Below are 15,369 nucleotides of genomic sequence, written 5' to 3'. Positions count from 1 at the left end.
ACGATGCACACCACACACGACATCGACGTCACCGAACTGCCGCGGCTGGCCGAGGAGTTGCTGACCGGCGGCCACCGGCTCGCGCTGGTCGCCGCTCACCTCGACGAGACCGGACCGCGCGTGGTGTACCTGTTCGCGGCCGGCCCGCCCGACACCCGCACCGAACTGCACGTGCGCCTCGACCCCGACCGGCCCGAGATTCCCACCCTCGCCCATCTCTCGTTCCCCGCGGGCCGCTTCGAGCGCGAGATGCGTGACCTGTACGGCATCGTCCCCCTCGACCACCCGCTGCCCCGCCGCCTCGTACGGCACTTCCACTGGCCGCGCGGCTGGTACCCCATGCTCCCCGATGCCGGACCGCCGCCGGCCTTCGGCGAACAGGAAGGCCCGTACCCCTTCCTGGAGGTTGAGGGCGACGGTGTGTACGAGATCCCCGTCGGGCCGGTGCACGCCGGTCTGATCGAACCCGGCCACTTCCGGTTCTCCGTCGTCGGCGAGACCATCCTCAAACTCAAGGCCCGCCTCTGGTTCGTCCACAAGGGCGTGGAGAAGCTGTTCCAGGGACGCTCGCCGGCCGCCGGCCTCCCCCTCGCCGAACGCGTCAGCGGCGACACGGCCGTCGGCCACGCTCTGGCCTACTGCCTGGCCGTGGAGGAGGCCACGGGGACCGAGGTCCCGGACGGGGCACAGCGCGCCCGCGCCCTCCTCCTGGAACTGGAACGGATCCACAACCACGTCGCCGACCTCGGCATGCTCTGCAACGATGTCGGCCACGGCATCCTCAACGCCCACGCCCAGCGCGTCCGCGAGCAACTCCTGCGCCTCAACAAGGAAGTCACCGGACACCGACTGCTCCGCGGCGGCGTCGTCCCCGGCGGCGCGGCCCTGCGCGCGCTGCCCGATCCGGCCCGGCTGAAGGCGATCCGCGAGGACATCGAGGAGATCGCCGACCTCGCCCTCGGCCACTCCACCGTCCGCGACCGCTTCACCGGCACCGCGGTCCTGCGCACCGCCGCGGCCCGGGAGATCGGCTGCCTCGGCTACGTCGCCCGAGCCAGCGGCATCACCGGCGACGCCCGGGTGGCGCACCCCTTCACGCCGTACGGAACCCGGCTCGACGTACCGGTCCACGACAGCGGCGACGTCCTGGCCCGCTTCCTCGTCCGCGCCGAGGAGATCACGACCTCGTTCGCCCTGATGGAGGAGTTCGCCGGGAGTCTGGCCGCTCCCGGCGCGATGCTCGCTGCCCAGCCGTCGCCCGGAGCGGGCCCCGGCACCGGAGTGGGCCTGGTGGAGGGCTGGCGCGGCACCATCGCCACCCGTGTCGAACTCGCCCCCGACGCCACCCTGGCCCGGGTCAAGCCGGTCGACCCGTCGTTCTTCAACTGGCCCGCACTGCCGCTAGCCCTGGCGGACACGATCGTCCCCGACTTCCCGCTGACCAACAAGAGCTTCAACCTCTCCTACGCGGGCAACGACCTGTGACGGTCTCGCCGCCTGTCGGACGCGGCGTCTCCCGGGTCGTCCGGTGAATCCGATGCGGAACAGGTGCCGGTATGGCGACCGGGGGTGTGCTGGACGGTCATCCTCGCGGGGTGCGCAGGGCAAGGATGGCCATGTCGTCGTGGCCGTCGCTGGGGTGGTGGTCGGCCAGGGTGTCCACGAAGTCCTGCAGCGGCAGGCCGATGTGCGCTGCGGCGAGGCGGGCGAGTTCGGCCATGCCCTCGTCGACGGCGCGGGCGGGGTCTTCGACGAGTCCGTCGGTGTAGAAGACCACGGTGGCGCCCGGGGGCAGGGGGCGGGTGTGGTCGGGGCGGCGTGGTTCGGTGTTCACCGCGAGCGGCAGGCCGGGTTCGGCATACAGGTATTCCGTGTGCCGGTCGGGGGTGATGAGCAGTGGGGGGAGGTGGCCGGCGGTGGACCAGTGCAGTGTCCAGCCGCCGTCTTCCGCGGGTTCGACACGGGCCAGGCAGGCGGTGGTGACGGGCAGGTCGGTGATGGCGTGCAGGGTGCGGTCGAGCTGATCCAGGACGGAGCTGGGCGGGGTCAGACGGTCGTAGATGAGGGCGCGCAGCATGCTGCGGGTCTGGGCCATTGCGGCCGCCGCGCGCAGGTCGTGGCCGACGACGTCGCCGATGACGGCCGCGCAGGCGTTGTCGGGCAGCCAGAGGGCGTCGTACCAGTCCCCGCCCAGGTGACCGGGGGTGGGGGCGGGCCGGTAGGTGGCGGCGCCGGTGAAGGGGTGCAGGTCGGGCAGCGTGGGCAGCAGGAGGCGTTGGAAGTGTTCGGCGCTGTCGCGGACCTGCGTGAAGAGGCGGACGTTTTCGATGGCGATGCCGGCCGCGCCGGCCAGGGTGACGACGATGTCCTCGTCGTCACGGTCGAAGGGCTGTCCGTCACGGCGTTCGGACAGGTACAGGTCGCCGTAGATGGTGCCGCGGACGCTGATGGCGACGCCCAGGAGGGTGCTCATGTAGGGGTGGCCGGGCGGGAATCCGGCGGAGGCGGGGTGGGAGGCGATGTCGTCGACCCGCAACGGCTCGGGATGGTGGATCAGGTGCCCGAGAACGCCGCGTCCCCGGGGGAACTCGACACCGTCCAGGCCGGCACGCTCGGGCTCCGACAGACCGGCGGTGATGAACTGGCCCAGCTGCTCACCGGACTCGTCCAGCACCCCCAGTGCTCCGTAGCGGGCGCCGACCAGGTCCATGGCGGTGGTGACGATGCGGTGCAGCACCGCGGGCAGGTCCGTCTCCTGGCTGATGGCCAGCACCGCGTTCAGCAGCCCCTGCAACCGGTCCTTGGCGGTGGCCAGTTCCCGCAGCTGCGCGGCGATCTGGTCCAGCTGGCGATCCAGCCGCAGCGTCAGGTCGTTTTGCGGCTGCTCGGGGTGTTCTTCTGCTCCCGCCATCACGAGTCCTCCGGGTTGCGCCGCTTGTCCCGGCGGATCCGCTCACACAGCCCCTCACGCGATCTGCGCATCCACAGTCTCCTGACCCGACCGTGATCACCCGCACAGAGTCGCGCGGCCGGACAACCCAACCCGCCTATTACTCCGAAAGCGGCATGTCACACACCGCTGGACCCGAGGCACCCCAGCCACCGCTCGCGCAGGTCGTACGGGGTGATCTCGGCACCCGGTTGTCCGACGCCTCTCTGGGTCGCACCCCGGCGACGGCCCAGCCCCGTGTCCGCGTCGGCGCACGGCATGAGCAGGCTCTGGTACCGGGCGAGTGACCCGGGATCCACGTCTGTTCCGAGAGCAGCACCACTTCGCCGGCCGCTCGGCGTTCGCGCGGTCCAGTGCGCAGGGCACGCCGTTCCTGGCGGGCAGGACGGTCACCAGCGCCAGTCCCGCGGCTTCGGTCACCGTGCGTTCTCCCTGCTTCCCGTGGTGTCCGCGCCCTGCGACGGCAGGCGGAACCGTACGAGGACGACCTTCCCGTCATGGTCGGCAGCGGGCTCCGCGCTGACGTCGCCGTCGTAGTCGGCGGCCAGCTCGGCCACCATCCGCAGCCCCGCGCCCGCGCCCTCCTCGCTGAGATCCGGCAGCCTCGGCTCGGTGTCCGCGACGCTGACGACCAGTTGCCCGGCCGCGAGCGTGATGCCCACGTCCATCACGGGCGAGTGCGGGGCGTGCCGCAGCACGTTGGTGACCAGTTCGCTGGTCACCAACAACACGGCGTCCGCGAACACGGAGCCCGGCTCGACACCGGCCGCGGGAAGGGACCCGGCGACCGCTTCCCGGGCGCGCCTCACCGCCTCGGGCCCCGGCCTGAACGAGGCGATATGCCGGTGCACCGGCGGCAGCACATGCTCGATGGCCGCCGTCGGGCCGCCGCGCCGCCACGGCAGCCGGAAACCGCCGCCGCTCGTCAACGCGCCGCCTCCGTCTCACGCAGTTCCTCCAGCAGTTCCTGCCGGCCGGTCAGCAGGGTGGCCAGGATCCGCCGCGCGGCAGCCAGCAGCTCGGCCACATCGCCCCCGGCCAGCTCGTACACCACCGTCGATCCGGTACGGGTCGCGGTCACGATGCCCGAGCGGCGCAGCACGGCGAGCTGCTGGGACAGGCTCGACGGCTCGACCTCGATCGCCGCGAGCAGCTCGCGCACCGGTCTGGGGCCGTCCTGCAGCAGCTCCAGTACGCGGATGCGCACCGGGTGACCGAGCATCCGGAAGAACTCGGCCTTCGCCTCGTAGAGCGGAACCATCACCCCTCGCCCTTCGTGTCGGGGTCCGGCTCGACGTCGATGCCGTTCGCTCGGGCTATGCGCAGCGCGTCGTCCAGCTCATCCAGTGCGAGGGCCACCTCATAGGCGTCCTGCGCTTCGCGGGCGACCGCCAGTCCGGCCCGCGCACCGCTCACACGTTCGAGCAGCGCCTCGACGAACCCACTCACCCCGGACAACACCTCACCGGCCTGCCTGTCACAGAAACTAGCGAATTGAAGAACTCTTCAAGTCTATCCGAGGTCGCTCGCCGTGACAGTGGGCCGATCGGTACCTCCAGCCGCGCAAGGATCGACGCGGAACGCATCCCGGGTCAGGTCACCAGGGTACGACCCCGTTGTCGTCGAACAGCTGGCCGGTCGGGCCGTCGTCCGGCAGGGTCGCCAGCCGGATGGCGATCGCCGCTCCCTGCTCGGGGGTCTGTGTCCCGTTGAATCCGTTGAGGTCGGTGGCCACGTAACCGGGGCAGGCGTTGTTGATCAGGATGTTGGTGCCGCTCAGCTCCTTGGCGTACTGGATGGTGACGGCGTTGAGGTAGGTCTTCGTCGGCGCGTAGGCCCCGCTGATCCCCCCGAGGTCGACGCCGGGCGTGGTCTGCAGTGTCAGGGAGCCGACGTGGCTGGACTGGTTGACGATCCGCGGGTGCGCCGAACGATGCAGCAACGGCAGCATCGCGTTGGTGACCCTGATGACGCCGATGACGTTGGTCTCCAGCAGTCGCCGCACGGTCTCAAGGTCGATGGTCGTGGGTTCCTCCGGCCAGCCGCCGGCCACGCCGGCGTTGTTGACCAGTACGTCGAGCCGTCCTGCCCGCTCCTCGATCAGTTGGACTGCGGCGGCCACGCTCCCGCCGTCGGTCACGTCCAAGGGCACGCCGAACGCGTCGGCACCGGCCGCACGCAACTTCGTCACGGCATCCTCGCGGCGCTGCTCGTCCCGGGCGCCGACACCGACACTCCAGCCCCGCGCACCCAGCCCGGCCGCGATCTCGTACCCGATTCCCTTGTTCGCGCCGGTGACCAGCGCGATCGTCTTCTCACTCATGACAGCGAGCATGCCCGCGCTGCAGCCGGGCACCAACACCATCTCGGTAGTGCAGCGATACCCGAGCGATATCGATCAGTCGTCTGCCGTCATTAGCCTGGGCTCATGGAAATACGCGCGCTCCGGTACTTCGTCGCCGTCGCCGAGGAGCTGCACTTCGGCAAGGCTGCCCAGCGCCTTGGGATAGCCCAGCCGCCGCTGTCCCGCACGATCGCCCAGCTCGAACGGCGGCTCGGCGTCGCACTGCTGGAACGCAACAGCCGCAAGGTCACGCTCACCGAGGCCGGAGCCGTGCTGCTGGCCGAAGGGCGCGCGATCCTCAGCGCAGTGACCGCAGCTGAGCGGCGTACCCAGCGGGCCGCCACGGCACACCCCAGCCTCGTCCTCGCCGTCAAATCCGGCACCGCCGGCGAGCTGCTGACGAAGCTGCTCGACGCCTACGCCGCGGAACCCGGCGCGGCCACCGTCGATCTGCTGCTCTGCGAGGCACACCAGCACCGGCAGCTGCTGCAGGACGGGCGGGCCGACGCGGCTCTGCTGCACCTGCCCTTCGACTCGGCAGCCGGACTCGACACCGAAACCCTGTCCACCGAGGGACAGGTCGCGATCCTGCCGGCCTCGCACCCGCTCGCCGGCCGCTCCCAGGTCAGGATGGCCGACGTCACCGCACTGCCAGAGCTGCCGATGGCCCGCTGGCCGGGTCCCGGCGGCAGCTACCCAGAAGGGCCGGGCGCAGAGATAAGGAATCTGACTCAGCTCTTCCAGCTGATCGCGCTCGGCCGTACCACCGTGGTCATTCCCGAGTCAGCCGGCGCCGACCTGCGCCGGGACCTCGCCGCGGTGCCGGTCCTGGACGCTCCGCCTGTGACAACGGTGATCGCCTGGCCGCCGCACAGCCGCCTTCGTACAGTTGCCGACCTGGTCCGCGTGGCAACACGCCTTTGAACTCGGACCAGGAGGACAACAGTTCACGGTCGCCGGCAGGCAGCCTGCTTGAGCAGCCAGCTGTGTGCCGCCTCCAGGACATCGTCCCGGCCCCGTGCCACTGGGCGTGGGTCCTTGACGATCTCCTCATCGGGTGGGATCGCTGCGTCATACGTACGGCCGGTTCGGTCCGCGTCCTTGACTTCCGTGAGGATCAGCATGGCTCCGTCGGACAGGCGGTACGCCTTGTTTCCCGTGGGGACGCCGTTGGTCGGCTCACCGAAGAACCGGGTGTCCGGGCGTCCTCGGAACGCCACCGCAACCGCCTCACCTGCACTGGCTGTTCGGTCGCCGGTCAGGACTGCGACCGGTGGGCTGCTCCCGGCGACGGGCCGGCTGTCGTCCCAGCCGGCCGACTTGCCGTCCAGATACGGGGCGCCGCGCTTGATCGACCAAACAGACCGGTTGCCGTCGGCATCCACGAACATGCCGACCTTGCCATCGCCCAGGACGGGGCCTACGACGGCAAGCATCGGCCACATGTTGCCACCCGTGTCCGAACGCAGATCCACCACCCAGCCGCAGGCCCCGGTCCGGTCTGCCTTCGCCACGGCAGCTCGGCCCTGCCGTACGTACTGGTCGTACGTCTTCTGGGATCCCTGCACTCCGGGGAGCGAAAGGTAGCCGATCCCGTTTTTCAGAGACCGGCCTTGCAGGCCATCGGGAGAGACCTCGGAGGATCCCAAGTTCTCTTTGGCCTTCTCCGGTTCCCACAAGATGCTGTGCCCGTCGCCCAGGGAACGCAACGCCGAGCCGATCGCCCCGTAGGTGTCCGCCGGCTTCAGCGCACCGTCTGCCTGCGAAAATGCTTCGCTACGCACGTCCGCCCAGTCAACCTGATGGCGGAGAAGGGAGTGCTTCTCCATGATGCTCAGCGCCTTCGACAAGTAGATCCGCGCACTGGGTGACATGTCGGCACCTGATGGGTCATGCGAACGGCTTGTGCACCCCGTCACGGCGGCCACAACACCGACCAGCCCGGCACAGGCCGCCATGCGCAGCGCGCGTCCCCGCCCCATCCATCCCCCACAGTCTCGGCTCACGGACCACCCTAACGCCGACGATCAGCTCCTTACGGGGCACCTGCCCGCTGGGAGTTGATGGGTGAAGACCGTCGGCCGCAAGCGGAGCATCGTGACCTCTCAGCGATCTGCGTCAGCGCGCGTACCGGCCGGAATATCAGCGGGGTCATTCCCGGCCTGTGACGGTTTTCTCTCCGGCGGTAGGAAGCTCAGTACCGGGAAACTCGTCGAGGCTCTGTGGGGCGACGAACCGGTCGTGGACCGACGACATCGTTGTCCACGACCAGTACGTCCCCCTGCAGGGCGGAACCGCTGTAGGCGTCGTCGGGAAGGATGGGGGCCATCGGACGGGACAGCGCGGCAACGTCTTCGGGCGAGAGGTCCGTCAGCCGCACGCTCGAAGCAGCCGTCGCCACTCCTTCGTGGTTGCGCATGCAGCACAGCAGCAGGAGGTCGGCCCTGCGGGGGTGGAACGCGTCCTCGGTGTGCGAGGCGAGCAACACCGTGCTGCTGGCGCCGGTCTGCTCGTTCTCGTGGCCCGGTGCGGGCACGATGTTGTTGACCATACGACCGTTCTGTTGGCCCCGCCATCCCATGGGGTGTCCCATCGCGGCCGCCAGCAGGAGCAGGACGACATCCCAGAGCGCACCGGCGTCACCGGCGACGGACCACCCGGCGGGTGTCGGGCCGAAAGAGGCGTCCTCGACGGGGAGCCCCCGCAGGACGTACATCCCCGCGTCGGAGAACTCGGGACGCAGGGCCTCCTTGAACAGGCCGGGGAACTCGTCTGCCTCCTGCCGCAGTGACTTGAGCAGCCCCGGAGTGTCGGGAGTACCGAACCGCTCCAGCAGTCCTTCCGCGGCGGTGACCAGTTGAGCGGCGAAGCCAGACCATCCCGGGTGAAGGGGTACGGGTGACGATCGGCGCGTACGAAGCGAACGACACCTTCCTCAAAGTCGCCGACGACTTCCTCCGGCGTGCGGGTGTGGAGCCGGTCCACGGATGACGCCACGAGCACCACGGCCAGGAGCAGGAGATCATGGCCGTGCCGTCGGCGGGGTGTCGTCTCCGTCCGTGGCACAGCTGGTCAGCGGCTGTTGTTCGGGGGGTAGACGCTGAGGTCGCCGTAGGCCGACAGAACGGCGGCCAGGTCACCGGGTTTGTGCCGCAGGGTGGTGTCCAGGAAGGCGAGCGTGGTTGCGGCGACGACGTGCGGGCTCTCGGTGCGGCCCGGGGAGCCGACTATCGAGGGCACAGGCGGCAGATACAGGGGGCCGTCCATGAAGGTGAGGTGTGCGGCGCCGGGGACGGTGAGCCGATAGCTCGTCACGGTGTTGAGCTTGAGGACCTTGGTGAGGCGGGGTATGTAGTGCGGGTCGGTGTCCGGGGTGATTGCCTGGGTGAGCGCGAGCGCCGGCTGGTGGAGGGAGCGTGAGGTGGGGTCGTAGGGATAGCCGTCCAGATCGATGACGGCGTCGAACCGGCGGTCCTGGCGCGCTGCCTGCAGAGCGGAACCGCCGCCTATGGAGTGGCCGGTCACCGCGACCCGGCCGGTGTCCAGACGCCCGGTCAGCGGGCCCTCGATCTCACCTCGGTCCAGACGGCCCAGCTGAGTGAGGACGAAGCTGAGGTCGGCGGCTCGAACCGTCGCCCAGCCGGCCCCCAGCTTCTCGTCCTTGTCCGGGTCGCCGGTGGAGGCGGTCTTGGTGTGAATCGTTCGGCCGTCGGCGAGGACGACGGCGGCGGAGTCGTACGGGTGGTCGAGGGCGGCGACCACATAGCCGTGGCTGGCCAGTTCCTCCGCCCAGGCGGTGTTCTGGGTGCGCACTCCGCCCAGCCCGGGAGAGAACAGCACGACCGGGAACCGTCCGCTCCCGCTGGCCACCGGAGCGTTGAAGACGGAATGGGTGTGGGCACGCGGGACGCCGTCGACCAGGAAGCCGGGCAGGCCGACATAGCGGGCGAGGGCGTCGGAGACGGTGCGCGCCTCGTGCGCCGTGCGTCCGAGATACTGGGCCCGCTGCGCGCTTGCGGGGCTCTTCTGCGCGGGATACCAGAGCTGGACCACGACCGTGCGCCGGTCGTGCGGGGCGGCGGTGGCAGTCTCGGGGCGGTGCGGGTCGGTCCACTGCACCACGCGGGTGCCGACCGCGAAGCGGCCTGACGGTTCGGGGAACACGGGTACAGGAAAGGCCCAGGCGGCCACCGGACCCGTGGCGATCAGGCCGACGCAGGCCACCGACCCCGGCAACGCCAGCCACCATCGGGCCCGCCACACCGTCCGGCCGGTACGGCGTCGCAGCAGGGGAGCGAGGGCGAACGGCAACGCGCTGGCAGCGCCTGCCAGTACCGGCAGCATCTGCCAGCGGATCCCCACCACACTCAGCACGATCGCGGACAGCACGAGAACCGCTCCCGCCGCGATCGTGACGCGTGGGCGGGCAGCGGGGGGAAGCCAGCGCGCCACCACCAGCGCGACGGCACCCAGCAAGGCAAGAAATTCCAGAGGGGACATGTACAGCCCCGCGATGATCTCGGTCACCCGGCCATCCTCAGGGCGGGGCACGCAATGCCACATCGATCCCGGGTCGCCATCACATGCAACCGGAGTCGCAATCGAGCACGCCAGGTGAACGGCCGCTTTGCGACCGCGGAAGGAAGCGGGACTCCTCCTGCGGTCGTACCTCGGCGCGGTGCCATCAGACGGGGGACTCATGTGCTTCGCGAGCCCGCGGCCTACCGTGACAGGGCCGCGGTTCACGCCGGAAAGCGCGGGGTGTGCCCTCCTTGTACCCGACCCGGCTCCGGCTGTACGCGGTGGTGGCCCTTGCCGGGGGCCACCATGATGCTGAGTCGACAGGGATGTGTGATGGCTGAGGCGGCCGCAGAGCCGGGCAGTGCCCACCCGGTGCGCTACCGGGACCGCGTGCGGCGGACGAGGACAGCCGTACGGCTGACGGGATACGCCGACCTGGCCTCCGTGCGAGCGGCGCGACTGGGGAGAGCCGCCCGGCGCTGGGGCCTCCGGCTGCCACCCATGGTGCGGGACTCGCTGTTGCCTGCGTTGCTCCTGCTCAACATCATGACCATGCGCGCCCCGCGGGAGCTGCCGGTGGCCGTGGCCCTCACCGCCGCCCTTGCGCTGCCCCTGCTGTGGCGGCGCCGGGCCCCGCTCACGGTGTTCGGCGCCGTGGCAGCCGCGGCCTTCGTCCAGTGGCTGATGGACGTCCAACTGCCGGCGGACATCGCCTTGCTGGTGGCTCTCTACACGGTGGCCGCGAACTCGGGCCGGCGCGGCACGCTTGTCGCCGGTGCCGTCGTGGAGGCAGGCGTCCTGCTGGCCTGTCTGCGCTGGGCGGCGGAAGGCGCATTTCTGCCCCTCTTCGTCGCGGTGACCGCGATGGTCGTCGCCGCCGCCGTCCTGGGTGTGAATGTGCGGACCACGCGCGCCTATCTCACGGCCGTGGAGGAACGGGCTGCACGCCTGGAGCAGCAACAGGACCAGCAGGCACGGCTGGCCGTCGCCGAGGAGAGGACACGTATCACCCGGGAGATGCACGACATCGTCACCCACAACCTGTCCGTCATGGTCGCGCTCACCGACGCCGCCGTCTACGCGCAGCACCGGTCGCCCGACAAGGCCACCACCGCGATGCTCCAGATCTCCGAGACGGGCCGGCAGGCCCTGACCGACATGCGGCGCTCGTTGGGCATCCTGCGCACCGACGAACCGGACGCCGAGCGCCACCCGCTGCCCGGCATCGCACAACTGGAGACCCTCGCCGCCCAGATGTGCGCCGCCGGGCTGCCGACCCGCCTCAAGGTCCGGGGCAGCCATGCGCACATACCTGCCACCGCACAACTGACCGTCTACCGCCTGGTACAGGAAGCCTTGACCAACACCCTCAAACACACGCCCACCGGCACACACGCGAAGGTCCGGGTGCTGTGCTCAGCTGAGACCGTCGCAGTGGACGTCACCGACAGCGGCCCCTGCCCGCCACTTCCCGGCGCCACACCATCCGGCCACGGCATCCCCTGCATGCGCGAGCGCGCGGCCGCCTACGGGGGGAAGTTGCAGGCCGGACCGCTCCCGGGCGGCGGCTGGGGAATCCATACCCGCCTCGAACTCGGCAGCAGCGGAGCGACGTCCGCATGACGATCCGCATCCTGATCGCCGACGACGAAGCGCTGCTCCGGATGGCCTTCAGCACGGTCCTGGAGGCCCAGCCCGACATGGCTCCGGTCGGCGAAGCCGCGGACGGCATCCAGGCCATACGCCTCGCCCGGGAGCTGCAGCCCGATGTCGTCCTCATGGACGTCCGGATGCCCGGGACGGACGGGATCGAGGCGACCCAGCAGGTCATCCGGATCTCCCCGCAGAGCAGAGTGCTGATCCTCACCACCTTCGACCTCGACGAGTACGCCTTCGCCGGACTCAAGGCCGGAGCCTCGGGCTTCCTGCTGAAAAACACCAGGCCCGAGGAATTGCTCACCGCGATACGCAGTGTGGCCGCGGGTGAGGCGGTGGTCTCCCCGCGGATCACCCGCCGCCTGCTGGAGAATTTCCGCCCGCACATCCCCGACGGCAGCAGCGCCGACCGCGACAAGCGGCTGAGCCGGCTCAGCGCCCGTGAGCGCGAGGTACTCATCCAGGTGGGCCGCGGCCTGTCCAACATCGAGATCGCGGCCGCTCTGTGCCTCGCGGAGGCGACCGTGAAGTCCCATCTGGGGCGAATCCTGCACAAGCTCGAACTCCGCGACCGGATACAGGCCGTGATCTTCGCCTACGAAAGCCGCCTCATCCACCCGCCATGACGCCGTCGCCCGGAGCCGACAGCAATGTTCGCAGCCCCGGGCGTCACCAGCGCTACACGATCGTCCGACGTAGCACGAGAAGCGTGGCGTCGGCGTCGCCCGTGCAGGCTTGGGTCACCTTGGGGTAAGCCAAGACCCGTTTGCTATGCACCGTCGTTGCCATCGTGCAGGGAATGAATCATGCTCTGCAGGATCCGGAACGCGACTGACTGCTCGGTCTCGGTCATGCCGGCCAGCATTCTGACCTCGACGGACCGGACCGCTACGGTCGCCTTCTCCAGGCTCCGTCGGCCGCGCGGCGTGAGCCGCGCGGGAAGAACCTTGCCGACGGGCGCCTCCGCAGGCCTGGTCACATAGCCCTCTCGTTCCAGGGCCTGGAGCAGCACGTTCATCGTCTGCCGTGTCACGAACGCGCCACGCGCCAGCTCGGAGTTCGACAAACCCGGCCGTTGAGCCAGCAGCTCAAGGCAGGAGTAGTGCGTCACGCTCATCCCGAGTGGCCGCAGCACCTCCTCCATGGCTGCGCGCAGGGCGCTCGAAGCCTCTTTCAGCAGGTAGCCCAGTGATTTGTCCAGGTCGACGCCGACACCGTTTTGACTCATGTCAGGATTCTGACATACATTGACCTGTGTCAGGAATCTGACACGAAGAGAAGGAGCATCACCATGCCCGCCACCGGCCCCGACTTCATCTCGTTCCAGGTGCGCGACCTTGCCGCTTCGCAGGCGTTCTACGAGCAGTACCTCGGCCTCGTCCGCTCGCAGGCCGGACCTCCGCACGCCGTCGTCTTCGAGACGAAGCCGATCGCGTTCGCACTCCGCGACGTCGTTCCCGGCACCGATCTCGCATCCGTTGCTCAGCCCGGCATCGGTGCCGCGATCTGGCTCCACGCCACCGACGTCCAGGCCATCCACGATGCTCTCGTCGCCGACGGTCACACCATCGTCTCCGCACCGATCGACGGCCCCTTCGGCCGGACATTCACCTTCGCCGACCCCGACGGCTACCAAGTCACTCTCCACGACCGCGCCTGATAAGCCGAACGCCACCGACGATCGCCGTTCCCCCGAAGACCGCCGGTTGCGCCCGAGGCGCGAGAATCCGGGCGACATTCATTGGCTCTTCGCATGCAACCGCGGTCGAGCCTGACAACTGGCGCCATTCCTGCGGCTGTCTGGGGGGTGCTTCGCGACAGCGCGCTGCTGACATGCTGGCCTACTTCGACCGACCCGGCACGTCCAACGGCCCGGCCGAGGCCATCAACGGCCGACTCGAACACCTCCGCGGCACCGCCCTCGGCTTCCGCAACCTGACTACATCACCCGCAGCCTCCGGCACTGGAGCCCTACCCGGCCGGGGGACTGGGGGCTCGCATGTTGGGGTGCCGCGCAGTCGCCGACGGCATCAGTAGACCGTGACTGTGTGTCGGCTCCCTGCGGCATGATGATCGCCGTGAATACCGAGATACTCGTCGACGTCTGGCAGCGCCTGCTCAGCGACCCTCGCACGTCGTGGGTGCTGTTCGAGCACGGCACATGTGTGGTGCTTGCCGCTCCCGGCGGAGACCTTGCCGAACAGGCCACCGAGATCCTCAGGGAGTTCGGTCCTGTGCATGCAGGCTCTGCTGCAGGAGACTTCGGGGTGATCGACGTCAAGGACGCCGACGGCTGGGTGGTCACCGGTCACCACCAGGATGTCCTTACTTATGTCACGCCCGACGAGCCCAGTGGTCAAGAGACCTTTGCTGTCGGGATGTGCGGACGTTCCAAGCGCCACCGGGATGGCACCGAACTGCACATCGTCCACGTCGAGGACCGGCGTGGCTCCGCGGGTCCTGCGTAAGGACGCGGCTGGTCCTCATCGTCGGTGATCGCCGGGGGCATACCGGCTCCAGGTTCCGCCGGCTTCGGTGGCGAGGCGAGTGGTGGTCTTGTCGTGGTAGCCGAGGGCCGGGCAACGACGGGGGCAGGGGCTTGAAGCACACGCCGGCGGATCGCTGAGGCTCGGCCACGCTGGATGGGCACTCCGATGTCCCGAAGGCGGTCGAGCAGGCTGACCTCGCCGACGCGGCCGGCCCGCTGACCATGACCCAACTGGCCGACGGCGTCGTCTACAGCCGCAGCGGCCTGACCTACCAGGCCGGACTGATCACCCGCGGCCCCGACCCCGACGACGACCGCGCGACCGCCGTCACCCTCACCGAGGCCGGCCTCGCCCTCACCCAGCGCATCCTGCCCGGCCACATCCGGCTCGCCCACCGCCTGCTGTTCGACCCCCTGACCGACGACGACCTGCACCGGCTCGGCGACATCATGACCCGCGTACGGGACCACATGCACACCCAGCCACCCCGCTCCGCCACACCACGCAAACGCCACCGCACCCCCACCACCCCCGCCGCAACCAGGACGAATGCCTGAATGCCTCACCGACGGCACCGCCGTCCAACCGACCCCACTGTGATCTGTTGCGAAAGCGCCGGTCACGGCCACTCATTGAGGACCGCGACCAGCACGGTCACCTCAGTCCGGAGTCGTGGACGCGGGCAGCGGTGACGGCTACGGAGAAACTCGCTCCGGAGTGGCGAGCCGGCCCATTCCTTCCATACCACCGACGCGTTAGCGTCTTGGCATGGCCGCGGAGAGCAATCCCGTACTGGTCGATGTGCGGAAGTACGACGGAACCCTGAGCGCGCAGTGGACCGCCGCCCGGCTGGACGAGGACGAGCACGGCGTGTGGCTGGGCACGGCGCAGGGTGTCCATGTCAGCTCGGCCACGGGCGGCTGGACCAACCGGTTCGACCACGTCATGCTGATCCCCCGCGATCAGTGGTGGACCGCTACGTTCTGTGCGCTCCCAGGGCCTGAGGTGTACTGCGACGTGTGCACGGTGCCGCAGTGGAACACGGACACCGGACGAACCACCCTGCACATGGTGGACCTCGATCTCGATGTCGTGAGGCCTCGCAACGGCGAGGCCTACATCAAGGACGAGGACGAGTTCGCCGAACACCAAGTCAGCTACGGCTACCCCGACAGCGTCAGTGGCAAAGCCCTGCAAACCAGCGCATGGCTGATGGAAGCCCTCCGCCGCGATGCCGAGGGCATCGAACCCTTCGCCTCGGTGTACCGCTACCGGCTTGGCTCGTCGAGCAACAGCTCGCGCAGATAGGCGGCGGGGGGGTGCCTCTATGTCGTTCGTCAAGGCGCCTATGTCGGGTTTGAGGCGGTTCGGGGTTTCTGGGTTATGCGGCGAGCTCGATGTTCTTCGGC

Annotated in this window: 17 protein-coding genes and 1 pseudogene; 9 read left to right on the top strand and 9 right to left on the bottom strand. The window is 69.4% G+C overall.

What is annotated here, in order from left to right:
• The first annotated feature begins 3 nt into the window (after positions 1–3).
• Positions 4–1,485, top strand: a complete 1,482-nt coding sequence (locus tag ACFYTE_RS40565) for an NADH-quinone oxidoreductase subunit C (protein WP_388722024.1) — start codon at positions 4–6, stop codon at positions 1,483–1,485.
• Between the two features lie 97 nt (positions 1,486–1,582).
• Here ACFYTE_RS40565 and ACFYTE_RS40560 read toward each other — a convergent pair whose 3' ends face one another.
• The 5 genes from ACFYTE_RS40560 to ACFYTE_RS40540 form a co-directional block, all read right to left on the bottom strand.
• Positions 1,583–2,911, bottom strand: coding sequence for a PP2C family protein-serine/threonine phosphatase (locus ACFYTE_RS40560; RefSeq protein ID WP_388722022.1), 1,329 nt, complete (start codon positions 2,909–2,911; stop codon positions 1,583–1,585).
• Between the two features lie 455 nt (positions 2,912–3,366).
• On the bottom strand, positions 3,367–3,879 hold the full coding sequence (locus tag ACFYTE_RS40555) for an ATP-binding protein (RefSeq protein WP_388722020.1): 513 nt from the start codon (positions 3,877–3,879) through the stop codon (positions 3,367–3,369).
• Positions 3,876–4,214, bottom strand: a complete 339-nt coding sequence (locus tag ACFYTE_RS40550; RefSeq protein WP_388722018.1) for an ArsR/SmtB family transcription factor — start codon at positions 4,212–4,214, stop codon at positions 3,876–3,878. Before ACFYTE_RS40550 ends, ACFYTE_RS40555 begins: the two co-directional genes overlap by 4 nt.
• A complete protein-coding gene (locus ACFYTE_RS40545) occupies positions 4,211–4,399 on the bottom strand; it encodes a hypothetical protein (protein WP_388722016.1) in 189 nt (62 codons plus the stop codon). The genes ACFYTE_RS40550 and ACFYTE_RS40545 overlap by 4 nt, the downstream gene beginning before the upstream one ends.
• 148 nt (positions 4,400–4,547) lie before the next feature.
• Complete coding sequence (locus ACFYTE_RS40540) at positions 4,548–5,285, bottom strand: SDR family oxidoreductase (protein ID WP_388722056.1); 738 nt, start codon at positions 5,283–5,285, stop codon at positions 4,548–4,550.
• A 93-nt stretch (positions 5,286–5,378) separates the two neighbouring features.
• On the opposite strand from ACFYTE_RS40540, the gene ACFYTE_RS40535 reads away from it, so the two are divergent.
• Complete coding sequence (locus ACFYTE_RS40535) at positions 5,379–6,218, top strand: LysR family transcriptional regulator (protein WP_388722014.1); 840 nt, start codon at positions 5,379–5,381, stop codon at positions 6,216–6,218.
• Between the two features lie 23 nt (positions 6,219–6,241).
• On the opposite strand, the gene ACFYTE_RS40530 is transcribed toward ACFYTE_RS40535, so the two are convergent.
• The 3 genes from ACFYTE_RS40530 to ACFYTE_RS40520 form a co-directional block, all read right to left on the bottom strand.
• A complete protein-coding gene (locus tag ACFYTE_RS40530; protein WP_388722012.1) occupies positions 6,242–7,168 on the bottom strand; it encodes a S41 family peptidase in 927 nt (308 codons plus the stop codon).
• Positions 7,169–7,488: 320 nt separating this feature from the next.
• The gene (locus ACFYTE_RS40525) at positions 7,489–8,010 is read right to left on the bottom strand and encodes a hypothetical protein (RefSeq protein ID WP_388722010.1); all 522 of its coding nucleotides are present in this window, start codon (positions 8,008–8,010) and stop codon (positions 7,489–7,491) included.
• A gap of 356 nt (positions 8,011–8,366) precedes the next feature.
• Positions 8,367–9,857: an alpha/beta hydrolase family protein gene (locus ACFYTE_RS40520; RefSeq protein ID WP_388722008.1), complete on the bottom strand. Its 1,491-nt coding sequence runs from the start codon at positions 9,855–9,857 to the stop codon at positions 8,367–8,369.
• A gap of 291 nt (positions 9,858–10,148) precedes the next feature.
• On the opposite strand from ACFYTE_RS40520, the gene ACFYTE_RS40515 reads away from it, so the two are divergent.
• Both ACFYTE_RS40515 and ACFYTE_RS40510 read left to right on the top strand, forming a co-directional pair.
• On the top strand, positions 10,149–11,438 hold the full coding sequence (locus ACFYTE_RS40515; protein WP_388722006.1) for a sensor histidine kinase: 1,290 nt from the start codon (positions 10,149–10,151) through the stop codon (positions 11,436–11,438).
• Positions 11,435–12,097 (top strand): response regulator, encoded by a 663-nt coding sequence (locus ACFYTE_RS40510; protein WP_388722004.1) that lies wholly within the window; start codon positions 11,435–11,437, stop codon positions 12,095–12,097. Before ACFYTE_RS40515 ends, ACFYTE_RS40510 begins: the two co-directional genes overlap by 4 nt.
• Before the next feature lie 143 nt (positions 12,098–12,240).
• Here the strand turns inward: ACFYTE_RS40510 and ACFYTE_RS40505 are convergent, their stop codons facing one another.
• A complete protein-coding gene (locus tag ACFYTE_RS40505; RefSeq protein ID WP_388722002.1) occupies positions 12,241–12,699 on the bottom strand; it encodes a MarR family winged helix-turn-helix transcriptional regulator in 459 nt (152 codons plus the stop codon).
• Between the two features lie 63 nt (positions 12,700–12,762).
• On the opposite strand from ACFYTE_RS40505, the gene ACFYTE_RS40500 reads away from it, so the two are divergent.
• The 5 genes and pseudogenes from ACFYTE_RS40500 (at position 12,763) to ACFYTE_RS40480 (ending at position 15,268) form a co-directional block, all read left to right on the top strand.
• A complete protein-coding gene (locus ACFYTE_RS40500; RefSeq protein WP_388722000.1) occupies positions 12,763–13,131 on the top strand; it encodes a VOC family protein in 369 nt (122 codons plus the stop codon).
• 158 nt (positions 13,132–13,289) lie between these two features.
• Positions 13,290–13,508: pseudogene (locus ACFYTE_RS40495) on the top strand (transposase); the annotation flags it as partial.
• Between the two features lie 29 nt (positions 13,509–13,537).
• Entirely contained in the window at positions 13,538–13,939 is a 402-nt protein-coding gene (locus ACFYTE_RS40490) for a hypothetical protein (protein ID WP_388721998.1), read from the top strand.
• A gap of 242 nt (positions 13,940–14,181) precedes the next feature.
• Entirely contained in the window at positions 14,182–14,517 is a 336-nt protein-coding gene (locus ACFYTE_RS40485) for a MarR family winged helix-turn-helix transcriptional regulator (protein WP_388721996.1), read from the top strand.
• A 211-nt stretch (positions 14,518–14,728) separates the two neighbouring features.
• Complete coding sequence (locus ACFYTE_RS40480) at positions 14,729–15,268, top strand: DUF402 domain-containing protein (protein WP_388721994.1); 540 nt, start codon at positions 14,729–14,731, stop codon at positions 15,266–15,268.
• The last annotated feature ends 101 nt before the right edge of the window (positions 15,269–15,369 follow it).

Origin of the sequence: Streptomyces sp. NPDC004629 (genome assembly GCF_042873595.1) — a bacterium.
Lineage (GTDB): Bacteria > Actinomycetota > Actinomycetes > Streptomycetales > Streptomycetaceae > Streptomyces.
Note: the sequence above shows the minus strand (reverse complement) of the source record. Positions and strands in the feature narration are given on the sequence as shown.

Excerpts from the sequence above, each read along its gene's own strand:
- ACFYTE_RS40540 (WP_388722056.1), bottom strand. The coding sequence starts at position 5,285 with ATGCTCGCTGTCATGAGTGAGAAGACGATCGCGCTGGTCACCGGCGCG.
- ACFYTE_RS40510 (WP_388722004.1), top strand. The coding sequence starts at position 11,435 with ATGACGATCCGCATCCTGATCGCCGACGACGAAGCGCTGCTCCGGATG.
- ACFYTE_RS40485 (WP_388721996.1), top strand. The coding sequence starts at position 14,182 with ATGACCCAACTGGCCGACGGCGTCGTCTACAGCCGCAGCGGCCTGACC.
- ACFYTE_RS40505 (WP_388722002.1), bottom strand. The coding sequence starts at position 12,699 with ATGAGTCAAAACGGTGTCGGCGTCGACCTGGACAAATCACTGGGCTAC.
- ACFYTE_RS40530 (WP_388722012.1), bottom strand. The coding sequence starts at position 7,168 with ATGTCACCCAGTGCGCGGATCTACTTGTCGAAGGCGCTGAGCATCATG.
- ACFYTE_RS40520 (WP_388722008.1), bottom strand. The coding sequence starts at position 9,857 with ATGTGGCATTGCGTGCCCCGCCCTGAGGATGGCCGGGTGACCGAGATC.
- ACFYTE_RS40535 (WP_388722014.1), top strand. The coding sequence starts at position 5,379 with ATGGAAATACGCGCGCTCCGGTACTTCGTCGCCGTCGCCGAGGAGCTG.
- ACFYTE_RS40515 (WP_388722006.1), top strand. The coding sequence starts at position 10,149 with ATGGCTGAGGCGGCCGCAGAGCCGGGCAGTGCCCACCCGGTGCGCTAC.
- ACFYTE_RS40500 (WP_388722000.1), top strand. The coding sequence starts at position 12,763 with ATGCCCGCCACCGGCCCCGACTTCATCTCGTTCCAGGTGCGCGACCTT.
- ACFYTE_RS40525 (WP_388722010.1), bottom strand. The coding sequence starts at position 8,010 with ATGTACGTCCTGCGGGGGCTCCCCGTCGAGGACGCCTCTTTCGGCCCG.
- ACFYTE_RS40565 (WP_388722024.1), top strand. The coding sequence starts at position 4 with ATGCACACCACACACGACATCGACGTCACCGAACTGCCGCGGCTGGCC.
- ACFYTE_RS40490 (WP_388721998.1), top strand. The coding sequence starts at position 13,538 with ATGATGATCGCCGTGAATACCGAGATACTCGTCGACGTCTGGCAGCGC.
- ACFYTE_RS40480 (WP_388721994.1), top strand. The coding sequence starts at position 14,729 with ATGGCCGCGGAGAGCAATCCCGTACTGGTCGATGTGCGGAAGTACGAC.
- ACFYTE_RS40560 (WP_388722022.1), bottom strand. The coding sequence starts at position 2,911 with ATGGCGGGAGCAGAAGAACACCCCGAGCAGCCGCAAAACGACCTGACG.